We start from the raw sequence: 21,193 nt of genomic DNA, 5'->3' as shown, positions 1-21,193 counted from the left end.
TTTGTTTTTTAGATAGGAGCCCCGCATGGAAGCTTTCGAGCCTCTACTGAACGGTCTGTTGAACTTTGCACTTTATTTCGGCCTGTCTCTGGTCGCCCTGCTGCTGTTCAAGTTTCTCTATACCCTGTTTACACCTTACGATGACTGGGCGCTGGTAAAAAACCAGAACAGTGCAGCCGCATGTGCACTGAGTGGTGCCGTGATCGGTTACTCCATTGCACTGGGTAGCGCTGCCAGCAACTCTGTCTCTCTGATGGACTTTGCGGTATGGGCAGTCGTGGCATTGATTGCACAGATCATCGCGTATTTTGTTGTACGGATGTTTATGCCGTTGATCAGCCAGCGCATTCAGGACAATGAAGTCCCAGCAGGTATCGTCCTGGGCGCCGTATCCATCGCGATCGGTATCCTTAACGCCGCGTCTCTGACCTATTAAGGGAGGACATCACGGATGAAAAGATCCCGACAGATAAACCTCGGCAAGATGCGTAAGCTGCCAGACCTGTCTGCAGCCCAGCTTACCAAGGTCAGCATCGTGATCGGTGGTGGCGCCGTACTGAGCGGCTGTGACAGCACCGATGCCTTTATCTATCGCACCGTTGCCGAGTGTGAGTTGGACAATCCGCTTGACCTGCAACGCTGTGAATTCGCCTACCAGAACGCACTCTCCGAGTGGCACCGCACACAACCGCGCTACCTCTCGATGCGGGATTGTGAATATGACTTTGGCTACAACGGCTGTGAGCAACGTTCCCGCTACTTCTACCCGCTGATGGCCGGCTTCATGCTTGGTGAAAACGAGCAAACCAGCGATGAGTTTGACCTGGACTTTGACCGCCCCAAACCGCTGGGCAAAAGCAAAAGCGCCAACTCCTATAACAAATGGGTGGGAGCCAACGGTGCATTGTTCGGTGACGCAAGCAAATACAAAACCCAGGTCAGCAGCAAGGCGTTCACCCCGCTAAAAGGCAGCTCTCGCACCCTGGGGCGTGGCGGTTTTGGCAAAACCATCTCCAGCAAATCATCCTGGGGCGGCTGATGCTGCGCATCCCTACAACTGAACGTGCCGACTGGAAGCTGAGAGCCAAAGAGTTTGGCTTTCACTTCCACACCATGCACGGCGAGCCCTACTGGGACGAAACCGCTTACTACCAGTTTTCCCTGGAACAGATCGAAAAACGGATCGAAGATCCCACCGCAGAAATTCACCAGATGTGCCTGGAGGTGGTGGATCAGGTTGTGCGCAGCGAAGAGCTGTTGTCGAAATTCTGCATTCCCGAGTCCTTCTGGGATCAGATCGCCAGCTCCTGGTACGCCCGCGAGCCCAGCCTGTACAGCCGTATCGATCTGGCCTTCGATGGCACAGGTCCTGCCAAGTTCTACGAGAATAACGCAGACACGCCCACCAGCCTATATGAAACCGGTTTCTGGCAGTGGCTGTGGCTGGAGGATCAGGTAAACAGCGGCCACCTCAGCCGTGAGGCCGACCAGTTTAATGCGCTGCAGGAGCTGCTGATCAATCGCTTTGCCCAGCTCAAACAACAGATGCCCGATCACACCCTGCACTTTGCCTGCTGCAAAGATACCGATGAAGACCGTGGCACCGTGCAATATATGCAGGACTGCGCCGAGCAGGCCGGCATCACCTGTGACTTCGTTTACGTGGAAGATATCGGCCTGAGCGACCGTAACCGCTTCACCGACCTGAGAGACAACAACATCAGCTGGTTGTTTAAGCTCTATCCTTGGGAGTTTATGCAACGCGAAGAATACGGCGACAACGTGGCTGGCAGCCATTGCCGTTTTTTGGAACCGCTCTGGAAATCGGTCATCTCCAACAAAGCCCTGCTACCCATGCTGTGGAAGCTATTTCCTAATCACCCCAACCTGCTGCCCGCATTCTTTGAGGATGACCCGGCGGCCAGCAGCCTGAGCAAGTATGTACGCAAACCGATCTTCTCCCGCGAAGGCGCCAACATCTCGGTGCATGAAAACGGCGAGACGGTTTTGGCCAGTGATGGTCCCTACGGTGAAGAGGGTTATATCATTCAGGCGTGGCACCCTTTACCGCGTTTTGGCGACAACCATACCCTGATCGGCTCCTGGCTGGTGAATGACCAACCTGCGGGTATCTCAATTCGTGAAGATAGCGGCCCGATCACCCAGGATCTTTCCCGTTTCCTGCCACACATCATCTTGTGAAGTTTCTATGAAACAGATACCTGCGCTGTGTGTTGTTATCACCGCGCTACTGGCACTTCCTGTTCACGCAGAATCCACATACGAAGTGGTCGATAACAGCTATACCGTGTGTGAAACCGAAGCCCAATACCGCCAACTGCTCAGTTGGTCGCTCTACGGTGTAGGTAAAAAACCGGAACAGGGTTGTTTCCCGGCACCTGCCGGAGCAAAAGCGATTATCATGGAATGCCCGGAAAGTGATATTATTCTCTGCCGATTTCGCCTGATGCCCTCCGACGGTTCTGAACCGATGGAGGTCTGGGCCAGCAAAGTGATGTTAAAAGAGATACCTTAACCCCCATGTCCGACTTCCTTGTTAACGAAGCTATCGAAGATTACGCCTTCCTGAACACCACCCGTGAACCGGAACTGCTGCAAGAACTTATCGACGAAACCAATAAAAACATGGGGTGGCCGCAGAAGCTGTCCGGTCGCCTGGTCGGCCGCACACTGAAAATGCTGGTACAGCTGGCGCAGCCAAAGAACTGCCTGGAGATCGGTATGTTTACCGGCTACTCCGCACTCTCAATCGCGGAAGCGATGCCGGACGACGGCCGCCTGATCTGCTGTGAAACCAACCCACGCGCCATCGAATTCGCACAAACTTTCTACGATCGCAGCCCTCACGGCCACAAGATCGAAGTAATCTTTGGTCGCGCCATGGACACCATCAACGACCTGGTGGAAAAAGGCGAGCTGGGCGAACTGGACTTCACCTTCATTGATGCCGACAAGCGTAACTACCTGAATTACTACGAGCGCGTGCTGGAACTGACCCGCCCGGGCGGCCTGATTGTGCTGGATAACGTGTTGTGGTCCGGTAAGGTACTGCAGCCGGAGTCCGAAATTGACGATGTGTTGGTAGAGATGAATCGCCGCATTGCCGACGACCCGAACGTGGAAAACGTATTCCTCACCGTCCGCGACGGCATGAACGTTGTACGCAAGATCCGCTAAGGTTGCATCATGTTCATTCTGCGTAACTACCGCTCCGATTCTGCCAAACTGCAAGCCTTCGAGAATCAGGCAGACCTAGAGGCGGCCGAATTCAGCGATGCCGACTACCGTATCGCAAAGGCGGGTGATCTGCTGGAGCTGTACGTCAAAACCAACGACAACAGCCCTCTGATGGAACTACTGAAGCAGGCCCGCGCATACTACCTGGATGATCTGGACATCGTTCAGACCGCGCCTGAAGTGAATGCACTGATGGCATGGCTGATGGATGACTACGGTGTGGATTACCGCGGTGAAAGCTTGGAAGCGACCGCCGATCGCCTGGGTGATATCGATATTGAAGCGGACAGCGACCGCTATACCGACCTGATCTTCCACCTGAAAGATGCGGTCGAACGCCTGTACGACCTGGAGATGGATGAGTGGTGATTTGCCACTCTCCTTCCCACGCCTGACCTGAACTCCGGATTAGCCCACTCCCCCTCCGAAAGCCAAGCGAACACCTCAACCGCTTTGCCTATTCGGGAGCTTTGCTCCATACTCGCACCTGATTGTTCCATTTTACGCTACAATCCGATGTATCTAATGCCATTCGCCCCTGATCACATACCACGATCTGCGACCGGCCCTTTTGTTGTCCTGGGAAAAAGCGCTTTATGAACCTGAACGATGTACGTCTCTTCCTGCGTGTTGTCGAAACTAACAGCTTCACTGCCGCTGCCGAAACACTGGGTATCCAGAAATCCACCATCAGCCGCCGTATCGGCCAGCTGGAAGACGACCTTGGTGTGCGCCTTCTGCAACGCACCACCCGCAAGCTGAAACTCACCGATGAGGGTCAGGAACTGTTTGAGCGCTGCCGCCCGCTGATCGATGAACTGGAACAGCTGCCCGATCTGGTATCCGCCCACCACTCGGAACCCCAGGGTCGCCTGCGCATTACCATGCCACCAGAGATGGGCATCTTCCTGATGAACGATGTGATCGCCGACTTTATGCGTCGCTATCCGAAGATTCAGCTGGAGCTGGAACTGTCGACCCGACTGGCCGATCTGATCGAGGAAGGGATTGATTTGGCACTGCGAGTGGGCCACCTGGATGACTCCAGCCTGATCGCCCGCAAGATCGCCTCGATCTCCAGCGGTTTGTATGCATCCCCGGAATACATCAACCGTAACGGCACCCTGCGCAACCCGGGTGAACTGTCTCAGCACTCCTGTCTGGGTCGCTTGTCCAACAGCCTGCACTGGGAGTTTGAAAACTGGAACAATGGTGCTCCGGTACCGATCTCCGCCCGATTGAAAGCCAACAACCTGATGTTTATGCGTGATATGGCCGTACAGGGCCTCGGTATCGCACGTCTACCGAAAGCGTTCTGTCGCGGTGAAGTGGAACGTGGTGCGCTGGTTCAGGTACTGGAGGAGTTCCACCTACCTGGGACAGAGGTACACGCCCTCTACCCGAGTCGCCGCCACCTGAGCCCTAAAGTTCGCCTGTTTATCGACCACCTGATCCAGATGCTGGCCGACCACCCTTGGGTGGCCGATATGAAGCCTGTTAAGCAATAGTTACAGATCAAAGCGGAAAATAGCGATCCGCGGCGTGGCAGAACTTGTCACGCTTCTGTTTGTATTTCTGGTTGTAAGGCGTCCGTGTTCGGCTGTACTTATCGGAAAGCGCTCGACACTGCTGGGTAAAGTGCTTTTGTGCCTGCGTCCGGCAACGCCGATAAGGAATGCTACCCTCTGGGTAGTTGTAGCAGACAGAATCAAACAGGATTCGGTTGGATTGCTCCTGCCACTTGATGGTGTAGCGTTTTGTTTCTTTTGAAGCAGCAACAGACGTGGAAAGACCGACGCATAACGCCAGTAACAGTGGTTTGATCTTCATCTCGGCATCCTTGCTGAGTTGTGGTCATGCTTGTTTCTTGTTCCCATGCTCTGGGATTGTGAAAGTATCTCTTTCTTGCACTCGTAGCAGCGGGCTCCGACCGCGACTTTAGCTAGGTTAATACACCTGTCGCCCTCAGAGCGGGCTGCTACACATGCTAAGACCGATTTCTATCGCAACCCCAAAGCATCGGAACGAGACTATACAATTTAGATCTAGCGGCCTAATCCTTCTCCAGAATCTGGTCGACTACATCCACCAACGCACGACCTAAGGCAAAGTGCTGGTCTGCATCCAGATGCACACCATCCACGGGACTGGTAGACGTAACCGTTGCGGCATCAAAGAAGTGAACCTCTTTTGTCGCCGCCACATTGCGCATCTCGCGTGCCAGCCCTACGGCTTTCTCTTCCGCACCCACAAACTTATCGGCAATCGGCCCTTTCGGCGACTGAATCACCGGCGGGCACACCACCAGAATCGGCGGCTGCGGCATGCCCGGTTCGATGGGCGCGTTTTTTACTTCATCGATCAGGGAGGCGATCCCCTGAGCAACATGCCAGGCAGTATGCGTATGCATCGACTGCAGATCGTTGTTGCCCAACATAATGATCACCAGTGCCAGCGGTGAGTGCTTTTCAATCGCCTGCGCCAGCCCTTCTAGGCCGTTGCGCCCCGCCTTAAACGGATCTTCCAGCACCGTACGGCGACCGTTGAGGCAATCCTCAACCACCCGCACATGGTGCTCATCCAGGATCAGTCCATTTTCCAATACGCCCGGCCAGCGCTGGTCAAAATCCAGCCGTTCACGGGTTCCCGGCACGATGCCCCAGGTGAGCGAATCCGAATACACCAGAACATTTTTTAACACTGTTATTCCCTCCTTGAATACGTTGTTACTTTCCTACAACAAGAACGAATCGGCGGTTAAGCTTTGCCGAACATCCCTGCGGCCAGAGCTTTCTGTATCTCAATGATACATTCACCGCCCTTGAACTCCTTCACCATCGGCTCGGACATGCCGGACAACCAAAGCTTCAGCTCGGAGTCCATATCAAAATGCCCAGAGGTCTCAACGGCAAAGCGCACAATCGACTTGTATGGAATCGTCAGGTATTCCCGTTTTTTGCCGGTCATGCCCTGAATATCAATCAAAATCAGGCGAGACTCGGTAAACACGTACTTATCACGAATCACTTTGTACGCCAGACGAATCTCTTCGCCTTCGTAGAGGACCGGTTCCAGTTCCTCTTTCAGTTCATCGATATCAATATCGCTGGCATTACCCAGTAGTCCATCTAACAATCCCATTCCTGTACCTCCATCAATTTGAGACCAGCTTGCCCGCGTGAGACTGAACGGCAGCTGAAAAGCGGCCCGTGCACAGTAACACTCGAGATCAACACCGGATTTAAATCCAGAGTATCAGCAGCGCATGACAAAAACAGCATCAGCCGTATGGTTTTATAGGTGATGCCAGAGGATTTGGCTACCTCAGACAACGCTGATCACTTTCCTCTTAGGAAAGGCATTCAAACCGCAAGGTAACGGTATAAATCAATTCAGCTCAAAGGTAGCCCGAGCCTTCTCTTCACCGTTAATCAACACTGCCACACCATGAATGCCTGGATAATGCTTGCGTGTTGTCATCTGACGGAAGCTCTGGCTGCGGCTAAAAAATCGCGCCTGCTCGTCAAACCCACCTTCAGAGATCTTAAACACCTTGCGACTCAACTGGCCGTTGGCTTTCACATAGTCGATCCCGTATTCGATACGTAACCTGCCGAGCAGCCCATTACGCGCCCTAACGTTGAACTCAAAGTTCAGTGTTTCACCAATCTGGATGCTCGCTTGCCCTAACCGAAGGTCGCTGACCTCAATCTCATCGGTGGGATGGTAACCAAACAGCGCCATCACGTCGGGATGCGCCTGCTTCAGCAACGTGCGACAACCATGCTTGATGATCCAGTCGGTGTGCGGGTGCTGGGATCTGTTGCGCTTGGCCCAGTCGATGGTGACTTGAGGATTATCCTTAGCAATATCGTTGAGGTTATTCGCCACGCTGCGGCGCACGTAATCGCTATCATCCTGCTTTAGCGTCTCGAGTATCGGCAGGATGGGTGACGGGTCGTTTTTGAATATCGGCAATGCTTGCCCCCAAGGCAACCGAGGTCGAGAACCTTCACTGGCCAGGCGGCGTACATGGTAGTTTTCATGCTCACTCCACACCCGCATCTGTGCCATCATTTTAGTAGGGTCACTTTGAATGAATGGACGCACGGCGAACTCGGCACTGGAGAAACGGGTCAGCCACTGCATGGCATCCATCGACAGATCCCAATGCTGCTGACCGTAGGCTTCCACAAAATCGGGAAAGAACAGCGCTTCATACCCCCCGAATTCAGGCGCCACCTCCATCACCACGGTGATCGCCTTTTCGTAGGGCATATTCAGCGCATGATGCAAACAGTGGCGAATATGCTGGCTGCGGGCCTTAAGCTCACGTGCGTGCCACTGATGGTCGAAGACAGATTGGATAAAACGCTCGGCCGGAAACGATGGGTAAGCCTTGCAGCAGGCTTGTGCTACCCGATCAATATAGGTTTGGTCGTATGCTTCCTTGAGGGCTTGAGACATGAAAGACTCCAAAAATTATAAGCACGTAACGGTGCTGTATGACGGTCTATGCCCTATCTGCTTGCGTCAGATGGCGCAATTCAAGCGTATCTGCAAAGACCCAAACATCCACTGGTTTGATATTACCAATCAGGAACCTTGGTTACAGGAGCGAGACATCAAACCGATCGATGCCATGCTTGAACTGCATCTGGTAACCGACGACGGTTCGGTAATCAAAGGGCTGGATGCGTTTATCTGTCTTTGGTCACGCACCCTACTCTTTCGCCCCTTGGCCTGGCTCCTGCAACGTCCGTTTATATACGGGCTCAGCCAACGCTACTACGCAAATGCAACTCGGCGCCGCTTGCGTCGGGAAGGCCGCTTACCACCGCACTGTCCACCTCACTAACGTCAGTGAGTCAGGCTGTTTGTACCGACTTTCGCGAAGATCTGCGAGATGAACTGCGGCCTGTTTTTCCTGCACCCGAGCCTGAACGTGAAGCCGAGCTACTGCGTTTGCGGCGTCGCTTAACCGGACTTGATGGCAGCCCTTTTAAGCTGGTTGGCACGGTTGTGACCGCCTGGGCAATCAACTCATCTAAGCGGGTCAGCAAGGGCGCCATGAAGCTTTGGTAGCTGGCCTGCTTCTGCGTAATTGCATCCAGCTGAGATTCCCAGTGGGCGGTCATATCGGGTTTAGACGCGCTATCCGGCAACGCATCCACCAACCCACAACCTGCTTCTGTTGCGCGGATCGCTTTACCTTCCCGGCGCAGGAAACCCCGCTTAAACAACAGTTCGATAATGCCGGCGCGGGTGGCTTCGGTGCCCAAACCGTCGGTATCCTTCAGCACCTTGCGAATTTCACTGTCGGTTACATATCGGGAGATACCGGTCATCGCCGCCAGCAACGTTGCATCGGTGAAATATTTGGGCGGCTGGGTCATTTTTTCCAACACCTCACCACGCTCACACTGTAGTGTTTGCCCTTGGGTAAGTGGTGGTAGAAGCTGCTGCTCCTGGTCATCCTTATCGGTTTGCTTACCCGCCAGCACCTTCCAACCGGGTTCTAACGGCTGCCGCGCGGAAGCGGTGAAGCGCCCACCCTCGATAATGATCTCTGCCTTGGTTTCGAAGTACTTATACGGGGGCAGGAACTGGTAAAGATACTGACGGGCAACCAGCTCATAGATTTGGCGTTCCGCTTTACCCAGACGATCCAGATCCGTGCTTTTTGCTGTTGGAATGATCGCGTGGTGGGCATCCACTTTCTTGTCATTCCAGGCTTTGCTCTTTTGGGATGGATTCAACAACGCTTTCGCAGGCTCAAATGCGGTGCAATTGCGATTGATCGCCTCAATCACCGATGGCGCCTGACTATGTTGTTCGACGGGGAGATAACGACTATCGGAACGGGGATAGGTGATCAGCTTGTGTTTTTCATAGAGCGCCTGGCAGCTATCCAGTACCTGCTGCGCACTCATGCCAAACCGTTTTGCCGCATCAATCTGTAGCGCCGAGAGATTGTAGGGTAGTGGCGCAAATTGCTGTTTCTCTTTCTGCTCCAGCTTGGTTAACTGACCCGGCTTATTGGTGATGCGCCCCGCTACATTGTCCGCCAGTGGTTTAGAGAGCACGCGCCCGTCTTCATCCTGATAGGGACGACAGGCTTCACTAGGTTGCCACTTGGCGGTAAAGCGCTCGCCTTCCGGGGTCAGCAGATGGGCGATCACTTCATAAAACGGCTTAGGCTGAAACGCTTCTATCTCCCTGTCACGACGCACGACCAACCCCAGCACCGGCGTCTGTACTCGACCAACCGACAACACACCGTTATAACCAGCTTTTTTGCCTTGCAGGGTATAGGCGCGGGTCATGTTCATGCCATACAACCAGTCCGCACGAGAGCGCGCCAGTGCCGATACAGAGAGAGGGATAAACTCGCGGTTGTCGCGCAACCGACTCAAGGCACGCTTAACGGCAGGTGCGTTAAGGTCGCTGATCAGGCAACGCTGAATACTGGCTTTTTTGCCAGCGGGCACGCCGATAAAGTCGATCACTTCATCCACTAGCAACTGGCCCTCTCGATCCGGATCTCCCGCATGCACCAACTGATCCGCTTCTTTTATCAGTTTACGGATCACAGTTAACTGCTTGCGGGTTTTCGGCTTGGGTTGCAGTTGCCATTGCTCGGGTACAATCGGCAGGCTTTCCAGCGTCCACTTTTTATAGGCGGGATCGTAGGCATCGGGTTCAGCCTGCTCCAGCAGGTGCCCAATGCACCAGGTCACTACATCACCGTTGCCCACACGGATGCAGCCGTCTTCTTTCTTATGGGGGCGAGGCAACACATCCGCAATAGCACGTCCCAGGCTGGGCTTTTCGGCGATGTAGAGAATCATTAGTGTGTTCGCTGCTCTGACTGCAAATAGATACTGTATATAAAAACAGCAATCTAGCGAACTTTATTCCTGATTACCAGTATCCGTTTCGCGATACTCTTCCATCTTCACCATCAGCCAGTCGCGGAACGATTCCATTCCAAACGTAGGCTGACGTTTATTGGAATACACGAGGTAAAAGTTGCGGGCGGACTGCAACACCATGTCAAACGGCTGTACCAACTGGCCGTACTGCACTTCACGCTCAATCAACTGACTGTCCGACAGCGCCACACCCAAACCTTCCATCGCCGCATTCAGTGCCAACGAGGTGTTAGAGAAGGTCAGGCTTTTCTGATCCCGCGACCAACTGATCCCTTCCTGACGCAACAACTGATGCCACTCCTGGGTACGGCTGGATACATGGATCAGGGTATGGTTCTTCAGGTCTTCAAGTTTGGTTAGCTTGCCCTCTTCCAATAACAACGGGCTGCAAACCGGTTTGATAGCGGAGTTACGCATAAAAAGAGCTTCCACCCCTTTCCAGCGCCCGTCGCCAAAATAGATCGCCATATCGGTATCCGAATGCTCAAAGTCGATCAGGCCTGACAAGGTACTGAGTCGCAGCTCAACATCCGGATACTGTTTTTGAAAGTCTGCCAATCTCGGCACCAGCCACCGAGTCAGAAAGGCAGGCGCAACTGCGATATTTACGGCTCCAGCATTTGGCGAAGCCATCAAACGGCGGGTTGCGCTGTCGATCTCATCCAGCGCCAACTGAATCGCCACCAGGTATTTTTCACCGGCGGTTGTCAGAAACACCTTACGCTTCTCCCGACGGAAAAGACTCATGCCCAGAAAAGCTTCCAGCGCTTTCACCTGATGACTCACCGCAGAGGGCGTAACAAATAACTCATCGGCCGCCTGATTAAAGCTACCCAGACGCGCCGCAGCCTCAAAACTTCGCAAGGCGTTTAATGGGGGTAAACGTCTGATAACGACCTCCCGGGTCTACTTTGACCTACTTGGTATCCCTGCGAAGAATTGAGATGTTTCACGCAGGTTACAATGGTGAATTTTTCTAATCAATAAGCTGAAAAACTGTCGTTTGTTAGTTAACCGCTTAGACTTTAGTATAACCGCCATCAACACAGCGTTCCAACGCTGAGATGCAGACATGACGGGCTTTACCGAGCTACAGCTCTCAGACAGGAACCAACGCTGGTGAACATTACCCCACTATCCGGCAACGTAACAGTTTTTTATCTGGTGAATGAAATGAACAGTGATTTTGATATCCGCACAAACCAATATGGCGAACCTGACATGGATTACTACATGCAGGAAGCTTACGTCATGCGCGCGGAGGTCGTCATGTTCATGGTTACATCTGTTTTTAGTTTGATTAAGCGTATTGCGACAGCAGCGACCAAGCTGGACTTCAAACCGCAGAAGACTTTCGGGACCCTCTTAGGTTACTAAGAGAACACACCTCTTTGGGGCCTACCTTTAGGCCCCTGTTTTCTTTTTGTACCTCCTTTCTCTTTCAGCACGATCCTCCAAACACTTCGAGCTAGCAAACACATATTCCATAAGGAAATTTAAAAAAGACACATTTATTACTTTTAGAAATATAAAAGAATAAATCCGTCTTAGCGGTTTACAGCCCTTTCCTTATAATTCCGCCCGACAACGCGGCACTCCCCCGTTACATTCTCAGGCGCATCAGTGGCAAACCCACTAAACTCCCACTAGCATCCGGCCCCACAAGTCACCGGGTGAACAGGAATACTGCCTGATCGGCACTTATTTTCAGGAATCACAGATGAAAGCGTCACCTATTGCGCTGCTCCCTCTATTGCTGTTTCTGGCAATGTTTATCGGTAGCGGCATCTACTACCAGAACCAGGCTGTTGAATTCGCCTTCTACCAGATCTCTGCACCCGTAGCGATCCTGCCAGCCATCCTGCTTGCCATGCTGCTGGCGAAAGGCCCGTTAAACGAGCGTATCGAAACTTTTATCAAAGGGATCGGTGACAACACCATTATCACGATGGTGGTGATCTATCTGCTGGCAGGCGGCTTCGCCAGTGTGGCCAAAGCGATCGGCGGCGTGGATGCCACCGTAAACCTGGGCCTGAGCCTGATTCCCGATCCACTGGTTCTACCAGGCCTGTTTGTGATCAGTGCATTTATTGCCACTGCGATGGGAACCTCCATGGGCACCATTGCCGCAATGGCACCAATCGCAGTGGGCGTAGCGGACGCGACCGGTATCGAGATGGCATTGGCTGCCGGCACTGTGATTGGCGGCGCAATGTTTGGTGACAACCTGTCGATTATCTCCGACACCACCATTGCGGCCACTCGCACCCAGGGCTGTGAAATGCGCGACAAGTTGCGCCTGAACGCCAAGGTTGCCATCCCAGCTGCGGCACTAACAAGCGTTCTGCTCTTTACCATGGGCGGTAGCGGAGAAGTCAGCACAACGGACGACACCAACATCCTATTGGTTTTGCCCTATATCGCAGTTTTGATCATGGCACTCAGTGGTCTGAACGTTATGCTGGTTCTGTTCAGCGGCATTCTGTTCGCGGGTGTAGTCGGCATGGTACAGCTGCCGGATTACAGCGTGGCCCAGTTCTCGAAAGACATCTATGCAGGTTACACGAGCATGCAGGAGATCCTGATCCTGTCGATGCTGATCGGTGGTCTTGGTGCAATGATGAAATCTCAGGGTGGCGTGGAATATATCGCGGGCGTGATCGACCGTCTTACCCGCCGCAAACACAACCACGAACCGTCACCGCGTTCCGGTGAAGTCAGTATCGGCGCCGCGGTTGCACTGACCAATATGGCAACCGCAAACAACACCGTTGCAATTGTGCTGAGTGGCGCGCTGGCCAAAGATATAGCCAGCCGTTACGGTGTGGATCCAAAACGCAGCGCCAGCCTGATGGACATCTTCTCCTGCGTGGTGCAGGGCTTTCTGCCCTATGGTGCGCAGGTGCTGCTAGCAGCCTCTATCGCCAAGCTGTCACCACTGGAGCTGGTTGGCTCAATCTACTACTGCGCACTCCTAGGTATCGCCGCAGTCATCTCCATCCTTTTGGGTCGCCCAAATCGCTGATCCTTACAAGGCGTAAATCTTCGGGTTTACGCCCTTTCAACCTCCCTTGCATCTTCCCTACCTCTTTAAATCATCCAATTAACGAACAATCGCTCAACCAACTCGTTAAAAATTAAGAATTTTTCCTATATCCGAGCCCTAAAACTGTTGCTACTTTTTTAAGCACCAGTAAATAAAATGAAAATTCAGTCACGAATAACAGGATAACTACACATCTTGTTTGCTATGTGACGGACTCCAGATAAGGATCGGGACTCTCAGTGTTCGGCACCATATCCGCAGTTCCAGCCGAACGGGTCATACCATACCGCTACGTTCACTAAGAAGTACGTGTGATAAAAGGACTCGGATTATGTTGGAACGGAAAGATTACTGTACGTGCTGCCTGACTCCCGCCAAAGAAGCCGCACCTTCGCCCTCTCTGCACAAAGTGGCGCATATCGGTGACCACACAGTTTATAACTGCGATAAATGCGGAATGACGCTATGTATGGATGAGGATTACGGGAAGGATATTTATGATCGAGCCGCGTATGAGCATGTGATTGCAGGGGCGGAGTTCGCCACGTAAGCACAACCAGCAAGACTAACCTGCAAACATAAAAAAGCCCTGAATGATCAGGGCTTTTTATTAGTCACGTATTCAGTGATTAGATACGTGCAGCTGGGATAGCCTTAGGTGCTACGCTCAGGTCTTCCGCAGGTGGAGCGAAAGACGTCAGGTTGATACCTTCAACGGCTTCTTTGTACTCTTCCAGAGTCGGGAAGCGACCCAGGATACAAGACAATACAACCATTGGGGTAGAGCCCAGCAGAGACTCACCTTTCTTCTCTGGAGTGTCTTCTACAACACGGCCCTGGAACAGGCGAGTAGAAGTCGCCAGCACAGTGTCACCTGGTTCTGCTTTTTCCTGATTACCCATACACAGGTTACATCCAGGACGCTCCAGGTACAGAATGTTTTCGTACTTGGTACGCGCTTCTTCTTTTGGATTCTCGTCAGAGAATTCGAAGCCAGCGTATTTCTCCAGCAGCTCCCAGTCGCCTTCCGCTTTCAACTCATCAACGATGTTGTAAGTAGGTGGCGCAACAACCAGTGGCGCATTAAAGGAGATAGGGCCTTTCTTCTCCAGGTTACGCAGCATCGCAGCAATAATCTGCATATCGCCTTTGTGAACCATGCAAGAACCAACGAAGCCCAGATCTACCTGACGACCATTGTAGTAAGAAGCAGGACGGATCACGTCGTGGGTGTAACGCTTAGAGATGTCTTCGTTGTTTACGTCTGGGTCAGCAATCATTGGCTCGTCGATTGCGTCCAGGTCAACAACCAGCTCAGCGTAGTACTTAGCGTTGTCGTCCGGAGCCAGCGCAGGCGCTTCACCGGATTTCACTTCAGCAATACGCTTGTCAGCCAGTTCGATCAGGCCGTGCAGCATATTTGCACTGTTTTCCATGCCTTTGTCGATCATGATCTGGATGCGGGACTTAGCCAGTTCCAGAGACTGAATCAGCGTCTCGTCAGTAGAAATACAGATAGAAGCTTTCGCTTTCATCTCTGCAGTCCAGTCGGTGAAGGTGAAGGCCTGGTCAGCCAGCAGCGTACCGATGTGGACTTCGATTACACGACCCTGGAAGACATTTTCGCCGTTGAACTTCTTCAGCATCTGCGCCTGAGTGGCGTGTACGATGTCACGGAAGTCCATGTGAGGCTTCATGCTGCCTTTGAAGGTTACCTTAACAGACTCAGGGATTGGCATTGCCGCTTCACCGGTCGCCAGTGCCAGAGCAACAGTACCGGAGTCAGCACCGAACGCTACACCTTTAGACATACGGGTGTGAGAGTCACCACCGAGGATAATAGCGCGGTCGTCAACTGTGATGTCATTCAGTACTTTGTGAATAACGTCAGTCATTGAGTGGTATACGCCTTTCGGGTCACGTGCAGTGATTACGCCAAACGCGTTCATGAATGCCATCAGCTTAGGCGTGTTTGCCTTAGCTTTGCTATCCCATACAGACGCAGTGTGACAACCAGACTGGAAAGCACCATCAACGCTTGGAGAGATAGTAGAAGCAGCCATTGCTTCCAGTTCCTGACAGGTCATAGGACCGGTAGTGTCCTGAGAACCTACGATGTTCACTTTAACGCGAACGTCAGAACCGGCGTGCAGAGGAGTCTTAGAAGTAACACCTACCGCGTTGCGGTTGAAGATCTTCTCAACAGCAGTCAGGCCCTGACCTACGTTGGAAATCTCTTTAGAAGGTGCGTAAACAACCGGAGCTTCAACGCCCAGAGTTTCAGCAGCGAAAGTCTGCAGTTTCTTACCAAATACAACCGCGTAAGAACCACCCGCTTTCATGAATTCAACTTTTTGCGGTGTGAAAGCGTCGGATACGTCTACCAGCTCCTGGTCGCCGTTGTACAGCTTCTTAGCTTTAGTATCGATGGTCAGAACAGTACCAGTTGCAACGGAATATGCTTCTTCCAGTACTGGGTCGCCGTTTGCGTCACGTACGATTTCGCCGTTTTCGTCGGTTTTCTTAACCCAGTTTTTCAGGTCCAGACCGATACCACCGGTTACACCAACAGTCGTCAGGAAGATAGGCGCGATACCGTTAGTACCCGCAACAACAGGTTTGTTATTTACGAATGGAATGTATGGAGAAGTTGGCTCACCCGCCCACAGTGCCACATTGTTCACACCAGACATACGGGAAGAGCCTACACCCATGGTGCCTTTTTCAGCGATCAGCATCACTTTAGCGTTAGGGTGTTTTTTACCAAGTTCAACGATTTCTTGTTGAGCTTCAGGAGAGATCATGCACTTGCCGTGCAGTTCACGGTCAGCACGGGAGTGGGATTGGTTACCTGGAGACAGCAGGTCAGTAGAGATATCACCTTCTGCAGCGATGTAGGTAACAACTTCGATCTTCTCTGGGATGTCGTCCAGCTTGGTGAAGAACTCAGCTTTTGAGTAGCTTTCCAGGATATCTTTAGCGATGGCGTTGCCCGCTTTGAAAGCGTCAGCCAGACGAGCGGTGTCTGCGTCGTACAGGAATACCTGAGACTTCAGAACTTCACCCGCAGCAGCAGCCTGAGCATCGTCAGACAGAGCGATGTCCAGCAGAACTTCAACGGAAGGACCACCTTTCATGTGAGATAGCTGTTCTAGCGCAAACTCAGGAGAGATTTCTGCAACAGTTTCTTTACCCAGAACGATGTCTTTCAGGAAAGCCGCTTTAACGCCAGCCGCTGGAGTAGTACCAGGTAGAGTGTTGTAGATGAAGAAGTTTAGAGAAGCTTCGCGCTCTGCATTACCAGTGTCTTTGATCTGGGCAATGATTTCAGAAAGCAATTCCGCGCTATCGATTGGTTTTGGGTTTAGACCTAGGTCCTTTTTACGAACCTCAATTTCTTCTAGGTAGTCAGAATAGTAACTCATAGGCTCCAGCGTCTCACTTAAATCTAGTTATGATTTGCTGGCAGATTATAAAAAAAAAGCTGCAAACAGCTCAACGAAAACTACCTAAATGAAACTAATAGTCTATATAAGCCAAAAAAATAGTGGATATAAATTAGAAAAATAGTACTAAAGCCAACGTATTTTAGACGATTTACATTGGATGAAATATGTACATTTATGCACAAGCATGGTAGAGTGATTACACTTTATTGCAAATAACAATCATTTTTATAAACATTTACCTTCATGACACTCCCAAGGTGGATCAGTCATATTTTTATTGCGTGGCTAGTTCACCAACGCTCGTATCCATAGTGGTTTAATCGACCAGTTAGACGCCCCAGAATCATATTTGGATCTTTGAGCCCTCTTGCTGTGGGCACCGAATCCCCACTTCACCACCTGACTCTTGCCTATGCTTCTCAGCGTTAGGGCCGTCGCGTTTGATCTGCGCGTAAAGACTGTGAGCGGTTGTTCCAAATCGCCGGACGACACCTACCAAATTACGACCTGCCACGGTTACTTGTTTGACCGCTGCGATCTTAAGTTTTCTGGATAACGCCTAATTGCTCACATGCCCCTCTTGTCATGTCATTTTCTCTGACTAAGCGGCGCCCAGCATACTGGTGGCGATTCACATCCTTGATCCTTTATTCATTCAATAAAGCAGCTCCACGGTCATTTCTGCGTTGCAGAAAACGAGCGCAATACCACTTCAAAATTGCTCAAATGAAGTTACAAGCACTATCAAATAGTCTTAGATTGTATGTAATTCTGACGAAATCCGGCCAATAACACTTGATTTGAGGCGCTTTATAGCTAACATTGTCGACAATCCTGACAAGATAATAATTTTAGTTGCAGGAAATAGCGGTTCGTTTGACGCCTGAAAATATGACTGACCAGGAAACCGAGCAGCCCCAACAATTACCGGATGCTCGTACAAAAAGGTTATAGGTTCAGAAACGCCCTCTCTGCGTAAGGTATAGAAGATGACAAGTCCTATCGATTTCGATCCATCCAGTTCTGTTAGAACACTCCCCGGAACAGCACACAGCTACCACAGCCTTCCTGATACTGCTGAGCTGTTTGGCATCAAGCTTGATGAGTTACCTTTCTCTCTTCGCCCTATTCTTGAAGGTATCGCCCGAAATGTTGGCCAAAATGGCGTAACTGCTGAGCAGGTTCAGGCGCTTGGCGGCTGGACAGAGCATCAGGGCAAACAGCCGGTCGAAATTCCTTTTACCGCTGGCCGTGTCATTATGCACGACCTGAGTGGTACACCAGCAATTGTGGACTTTGCAGCTATGCGTTCTGCGGTTCAGCGTATGGACCTGGACCCAGCGATCATCGAGCCGCTGGTACGCGCAGACCTGGTGATCGACCACACGGTTACGATGGACAATACCGGCAGCCCAGCTTCTCTCCGAATCAATGGCGAACTGGAAGCCGAAAGGAACAAAGAGCGCTATGCATTTCTGAAATGGGGCGCGCAGGCATTCGAAACCATCCGGATTATCCCACCTCAGACCGGTATCGTTCACCAGGTTAACCTGGAATATCTGGCACAGGGCTATCTCAATATGAATGGCCTGATGATTCCGGATACCCTCATTGGTATGGACAGCCATACGCCAATGGCAAACGCGCTGGGTATTGTGGGCTGGGGTGTTGGCGGCATCGAAGCCGGTGCCTCCATGCTGGGTCAGCCAATGCAAATGCTGGCACCAGAAGTTGTCGGCGTTGAGCTGACCGGTGCACTACGAGAAGGTGTTACCGCGACGGACCTGGTACTGACAATCACCGAAATGTTGCGTAACTATCCGGGTGGCGTAGTTGGTAAGTTTGTTGAATACGTCGGTGAGGGCTGTGCCAACCTATCCCTGCCAGACCGTGCGACCATTGCAAATATGTCGCCTGAATATGGCGCAACCATGGGCTTCTTCCCGTTTGATGAAGTCTCTGCCGAGTACATGAGAGCAACCGGAAGGGACGGCGATCTGCCACTCGCTTATTACAAAGCACAGAATATGGCTTGGACGCCTGGTCAGGCGCTTCCTCGCTACACAGACCTTCTGCAGCTGGATCTGTCCACTGTAGAACCTTCTGTGGCGGGTCCGAAACGACCTCAGGACCGACTACCTTTGGCTGAGATCGGCAACGTATTCAGAAAAGCAGCAGCTGAAGGTGATCGTAATCCTGAAGTTGCTACTGTTACCCCAATGAAAGCAGACGAAGCGGGTATTTTCGCGCCTCTGCCTGAAAGGGAACTAAAAGACGGCGATATCGTAATTGCTGCGATCACCGCCTGCACCAATACATCCAACCCTGGCTTGCTGATTGCGGCGGGCTTGCTGGCTAAGAAAGCCAATGAGCTGGGTATGAAGGTACCGGATGGCGTCAAAACCTCTCTGGCCCCAGGGTCACCGGTTGCCACCGACTTCTTGACCAAGGCAGGACTGCAACAACATCTCGACGCACTGGGCTTCAATACCGCGGGTTACGGCTGTACCACTTGTGTGGGCAACTCTGGCCCTCTGGCACCAAGCATCGAAGAAGCGTTGCAAAACCACGACATTATCGCGGCGTCTGTTTTGTCCGGTAACCGTAACTTTGAAGGTCGTGTACACCCGGATGTGGATGCCAACTTCCTGATGTCACCACCGCTGGTCGTTGCTATGGCGATGGCGGGCAACGTGAACATTGATGTGACCACTCAGCCACTGGGTCAGGATGCCAACGGCAACGATGTATTCCTTAAGGATATCTGGCCAAGCAACGCTGAAATCACTCAGACCATGAATGAGTGTATGGATCCGAAAGCCTTCCGTGAAACCTATGAAAACGCTCTCGATGGCCCGGAAACTTGGCAGAACCTGGAATCTCCGACCGGCCCTGTATACGACTGGGATGCGGATTCCACCTACATCCAGGAGATCTCATTCTTCGACGGTTTCTCTCTGGAGACGCCAAAAGACGCACTGAACAACATCGCTGGTGCGCGCATGCTGGTGATGTGTGATGACAACACCACGACTGACCATATCTCCCCGGTAAGCCGTATCCGCCCGGATTCTCCTCCAGGCGAATACCTGAGCTCACAGGGTGTGGCAGACGGCGACATGACCTCGCTGGGTGCGCGTCGTGGTAACCACCACGTGATGTTGCGCAGTATTTTCGGCAACGTGAAAGCCAGAAACCTGATGCTGCCTGGCACCACGGGTGCAGTAACCAGCTATCACCCGGCTGAAGGCGCGCCAACGGAAATGTCTATCTACGACGCTGCTGCGCGCTACCGTGAAGAAGGCACGTCCACTGTAGTATTCGGTGGCAAGCTGTACGGTACTGGCTCGTCCCGTGACTGGGCAGCGAAAGGGCCTGCCCTGCTGGGTGTTCGAGCGATCATTGCGGAGAGCTTTGAGCGTATTCACAAATCCAACCTGGTAGGTATGGGTGTACTGCCGCTGCAATTGCCGGAAGGTGTTACACGCGCGTCTCTCAACCTGGATGGTTCAGAAACCTTCGACCTGAATGGCATCGATACCCTTGAGCCTAGGGGGTCTGTAGAGCTGACCATTCACAGAGCGGATGGCTCATCCCAGCAGATTGAGTTGACTTCGCGTGTTGATACCTCATCAGAGCTGGATCAAATCCGTCACAAAGGCATCTTGCCGATGGTATTGCGCGATATTATCGCCGCGAATACATAACACCGACTCTGCGTTTCTAGACAACGAAAAAACCGCCGTTTCCCGGCGGTTTTTTATTCCTGTTAATTTATCTTTGAATAATTTATCCAAGTTTTATGTGGATAGGCATAGCTCTGGGACCAGGTCTCCCTTTTTTCCAATGATTCAACTAAACGATTTGAATGGATACTCACCGAAACAGGGCAAGGCAACTTAAACATGCATTTAGAAAGGCGAGAGGAACCTTCTCGAACTGCCTCCAGTTTAAGGCTGCACATAGAACTGGGGGGGGTAAGCAACTTCATGCATCTAACCGCTAGTTCTCATACGGTTATTAGATGGATACTGTCGAGGCTCAAACAACATAGACAGATCGTTATCACAGAACCTGACTCAATAACGCAGCACCACGAAGCACAGCCTCACGTCAGCATTTAACTTTCAACGAACGACAGGGTTGAGTGCAAGCTATCGCTGACTGTGAAGCCAATGGCACACGGATACGATACGGATACGGAAATAACAAACGTGGTGTCGGAGGTTTCGAGGTATGCGCTTAAACGGACCATGTGTCTCACTTTGTGTCGCAATTAGCGCCAGCAGCGTAAGATCGGCAAGAAAGTCTTTGAAAGATAATGCATTGGGGGAAACTGGGGGTGACCCCACCAGCCGCATCCCGGCACACGAATCCACCGCTGTGGCTGCTCCCTTCCGGGCCTGACCAGATTCACGGTTTATCGTTGCGGGAGGACCAGCAGGGCCACCACAACACGGCTTAGAAAAAGCCTCATCCAGAGTTGGACAACTCAAGATAGGCGC

18 protein-coding genes and 1 other RNA gene are annotated in these 21,193 nt (G+C 52.0%); 11 read left to right on the top strand and 8 right to left on the bottom strand.

Annotated elements, in window-relative coordinates; genetic code table 11:
* Window positions 1–25: 25 nt before the first annotated feature.
* From ACEQ15_RS13130 to ACEQ15_RS13100, 7 genes are all read left to right on the top strand, one after another.
* Complete coding sequence (locus ACEQ15_RS13130; protein ID WP_370279641.1) at window positions 26–436, top strand: DUF350 domain-containing protein; 411 nt, start codon at window positions 26–28, stop codon at window positions 434–436.
* Between the two features lie 15 nt (window positions 437–451).
* A complete protein-coding gene (locus ACEQ15_RS13125) occupies window positions 452–1,039 on the top strand; it encodes a DUF1190 domain-containing protein (protein WP_370279640.1) in 588 nt (195 codons plus the stop codon).
* Window positions 1,039–2,202 carry a glutathionylspermidine synthase family protein gene (locus tag ACEQ15_RS13120; protein WP_370279639.1) on the top strand — a complete coding sequence of 388 codons (1,164 nt, stop codon included), beginning with the start codon at window positions 1,039–1,041 and terminating at the stop codon, window positions 2,200–2,202. The genes ACEQ15_RS13125 and ACEQ15_RS13120 overlap by 1 nt, the downstream gene beginning before the upstream one ends.
* A gap of 7 nt (window positions 2,203–2,209) precedes the next feature.
* Window positions 2,210–2,536, top strand: coding sequence for a hypothetical protein (locus ACEQ15_RS13115; protein ID WP_370279638.1), 327 nt, complete (start codon window positions 2,210–2,212; stop codon window positions 2,534–2,536).
* A gap of 5 nt (window positions 2,537–2,541) precedes the next feature.
* Window positions 2,542–3,198, top strand: a complete 657-nt coding sequence (locus tag ACEQ15_RS13110; protein WP_282356205.1) for a class I SAM-dependent methyltransferase — start codon at window positions 2,542–2,544, stop codon at window positions 3,196–3,198.
* Between the two features lie 9 nt (window positions 3,199–3,207).
* Window positions 3,208–3,627, top strand: coding sequence for a hypothetical protein (locus ACEQ15_RS13105; protein ID WP_370279637.1), 420 nt, complete (start codon window positions 3,208–3,210; stop codon window positions 3,625–3,627).
* Window positions 3,628–3,854: 227 nt separating this feature from the next.
* On the top strand, window positions 3,855–4,766 hold the full coding sequence (locus tag ACEQ15_RS13100) for a LysR substrate-binding domain-containing protein (RefSeq protein ID WP_370279636.1): 912 nt from the start codon (window positions 3,855–3,857) through the stop codon (window positions 4,764–4,766).
* 7 nt (window positions 4,767–4,773) lie between these two features.
* Here ACEQ15_RS13100 and ACEQ15_RS13095 read toward each other — a convergent pair whose 3' ends face one another.
* The 4 genes from ACEQ15_RS13095 to ACEQ15_RS13080 form a co-directional block, all read right to left on the bottom strand.
* Complete coding sequence (locus ACEQ15_RS13095) at window positions 4,774–5,088, bottom strand: hypothetical protein (RefSeq protein WP_370279635.1); 315 nt, start codon at window positions 5,086–5,088, stop codon at window positions 4,774–4,776.
* 223 nt (window positions 5,089–5,311) lie between these two features.
* Window positions 5,312–5,959: an SGNH/GDSL hydrolase family protein gene (locus tag ACEQ15_RS13090; RefSeq protein WP_370279634.1), complete on the bottom strand. Its 648-nt coding sequence runs from the start codon at window positions 5,957–5,959 to the stop codon at window positions 5,312–5,314.
* A 56-nt stretch (window positions 5,960–6,015) separates the two neighbouring features.
* Entirely contained in the window at window positions 6,016–6,399 is a 384-nt protein-coding gene (locus ACEQ15_RS13085; protein WP_370279633.1) for a PH domain-containing protein, read from the bottom strand.
* Window positions 6,400–6,645: 246 nt separating this feature from the next.
* Window positions 6,646–7,725: a DNA alkylation repair protein gene (locus ACEQ15_RS13080; protein WP_370279632.1), complete on the bottom strand. Its 1,080-nt coding sequence runs from the start codon at window positions 7,723–7,725 to the stop codon at window positions 6,646–6,648.
* Here ACEQ15_RS13080 and ACEQ15_RS13075 point away from each other — a divergent pair.
* The gene (locus tag ACEQ15_RS13075) at window positions 7,724–8,116 is read left to right on the top strand and encodes a thiol-disulfide oxidoreductase DCC family protein (RefSeq protein ID WP_370279631.1); all 393 of its coding nucleotides are present in this window, start codon (window positions 7,724–7,726) and stop codon (window positions 8,114–8,116) included. The genes ACEQ15_RS13080 and ACEQ15_RS13075 overlap by 2 nt on opposite strands.
* Window positions 8,117–8,126: 10 nt before the next feature.
* Here the strand turns inward: ACEQ15_RS13075 and ACEQ15_RS13070 are convergent, their stop codons facing one another.
* Both ACEQ15_RS13070 and gcvA read right to left on the bottom strand, forming a co-directional pair.
* A complete protein-coding gene (locus tag ACEQ15_RS13070; RefSeq protein ID WP_370279630.1) occupies window positions 8,127–10,109 on the bottom strand; it encodes a DNA topoisomerase III in 1,983 nt (660 codons plus the stop codon).
* Window positions 10,110–10,172: 63 nt separating this feature from the next.
* Entirely contained in the window at window positions 10,173–11,084 is a 912-nt protein-coding gene (gene gcvA / locus ACEQ15_RS13065; protein ID WP_370279647.1) for a transcriptional regulator GcvA, read from the bottom strand.
* A gap of 228 nt (window positions 11,085–11,312) precedes the next feature.
* On the opposite strand from gcvA, the gene ACEQ15_RS13060 reads away from it, so the two are divergent.
* Together ACEQ15_RS13060 and ACEQ15_RS13055 are read left to right on the top strand one after the other, a co-directional pair.
* Window positions 11,313–11,570: an RSP_7527 family protein gene (locus ACEQ15_RS13060; protein ID WP_370279629.1), complete on the top strand. Its 258-nt coding sequence runs from the start codon at window positions 11,313–11,315 to the stop codon at window positions 11,568–11,570.
* Window positions 11,571–11,913: 343 nt separating this feature from the next.
* The gene (locus ACEQ15_RS13055) at window positions 11,914–13,218 is read left to right on the top strand and encodes a Na+/H+ antiporter NhaC family protein (protein WP_370279628.1); all 1,305 of its coding nucleotides are present in this window, start codon (window positions 11,914–11,916) and stop codon (window positions 13,216–13,218) included.
* A 650-nt stretch (window positions 13,219–13,868) separates the two neighbouring features.
* Here ACEQ15_RS13055 and ACEQ15_RS13050 read toward each other — a convergent pair.
* The gene (locus ACEQ15_RS13050) at window positions 13,869–16,664 is read right to left on the bottom strand and encodes a bifunctional aconitate hydratase 2/2-methylisocitrate dehydratase (protein ID WP_370279627.1); all 2,796 of its coding nucleotides are present in this window, start codon (window positions 16,662–16,664) and stop codon (window positions 13,869–13,871) included.
* Window positions 16,665–17,677: 1,013 nt separating this feature from the next.
* Between ACEQ15_RS13050 and acnA the strand changes: the two genes are divergently transcribed.
* Entirely contained in the window at window positions 17,678–20,395 is a 2,718-nt protein-coding gene (gene acnA / locus ACEQ15_RS13045; RefSeq protein ID WP_370279626.1) for an aconitate hydratase AcnA, read from the top strand.
* A gap of 639 nt (window positions 20,396–21,034) precedes the next feature.
* On the opposite strand, the gene ffs is transcribed toward acnA, so the two are convergent.
* Window positions 21,035–21,131: signal recognition particle sRNA small type (gene ffs / locus ACEQ15_RS13040), an RNA gene on the bottom strand.
* Between the last annotated feature and the right edge of the window lie 62 nt (window positions 21,132–21,193).

Origin of the sequence: Pontibacterium sp., from assembly GCF_964228735.1 — a bacterium.
Lineage (GTDB): Bacteria > Pseudomonadota > Gammaproteobacteria > Pseudomonadales > Balneatricaceae > Pontibacterium.
This window is presented reverse-complemented; position numbering and strand designations above follow the sequence as displayed.

What these genes read in the sequence shown, in the direction of transcription:
- ACEQ15_RS13055 (WP_370279628.1), top strand. Translation starts at nt 11,914, where the DNA reads ATGAAAGCGTCACCTATTGCGCTGCTCCCTCTATTGCTGTTTCTGGCA.
- ACEQ15_RS13070 (WP_370279630.1), bottom strand. Translation starts at nt 10,109, where the DNA reads ATGATTCTCTACATCGCCGAAAAGCCCAGCCTGGGACGTGCTATTGCG.
- ACEQ15_RS13130 (WP_370279641.1), top strand. Translation starts at nt 26, where the DNA reads ATGGAAGCTTTCGAGCCTCTACTGAACGGTCTGTTGAACTTTGCACTT.
- ACEQ15_RS13100 (WP_370279636.1), top strand. Translation starts at nt 3,855, where the DNA reads ATGAACCTGAACGATGTACGTCTCTTCCTGCGTGTTGTCGAAACTAAC.
- ACEQ15_RS13085 (WP_370279633.1), bottom strand. Translation starts at nt 6,399, where the DNA reads ATGGGATTGTTAGATGGACTACTGGGTAATGCCAGCGATATTGATATC.
- ACEQ15_RS13075 (WP_370279631.1), top strand. Translation starts at nt 7,724, where the DNA reads ATGAAAGACTCCAAAAATTATAAGCACGTAACGGTGCTGTATGACGGT.
- ACEQ15_RS13080 (WP_370279632.1), bottom strand. Translation starts at nt 7,725, where the DNA reads ATGTCTCAAGCCCTCAAGGAAGCATACGACCAAACCTATATTGATCGG.
- ACEQ15_RS13120 (WP_370279639.1), top strand. Translation starts at nt 1,039, where the DNA reads ATGCTGCGCATCCCTACAACTGAACGTGCCGACTGGAAGCTGAGAGCC.
- acnA (WP_370279626.1), top strand. Translation starts at nt 17,678, where the DNA reads ATGACAAGTCCTATCGATTTCGATCCATCCAGTTCTGTTAGAACACTC.
- ACEQ15_RS13115 (WP_370279638.1), top strand. Translation starts at nt 2,210, where the DNA reads ATGAAACAGATACCTGCGCTGTGTGTTGTTATCACCGCGCTACTGGCA.
- ACEQ15_RS13105 (WP_370279637.1), top strand. Translation starts at nt 3,208, where the DNA reads ATGTTCATTCTGCGTAACTACCGCTCCGATTCTGCCAAACTGCAAGCC.
- ACEQ15_RS13125 (WP_370279640.1), top strand. Translation starts at nt 452, where the DNA reads ATGAAAAGATCCCGACAGATAAACCTCGGCAAGATGCGTAAGCTGCCA.
- ACEQ15_RS13095 (WP_370279635.1), bottom strand. Translation starts at nt 5,088, where the DNA reads ATGAAGATCAAACCACTGTTACTGGCGTTATGCGTCGGTCTTTCCACG.
- ACEQ15_RS13050 (WP_370279627.1), bottom strand. Translation starts at nt 16,664, where the DNA reads ATGAGTTACTATTCTGACTACCTAGAAGAAATTGAGGTTCGTAAAAAG.
- ACEQ15_RS13110 (WP_282356205.1), top strand. Translation starts at nt 2,542, where the DNA reads ATGTCCGACTTCCTTGTTAACGAAGCTATCGAAGATTACGCCTTCCTG.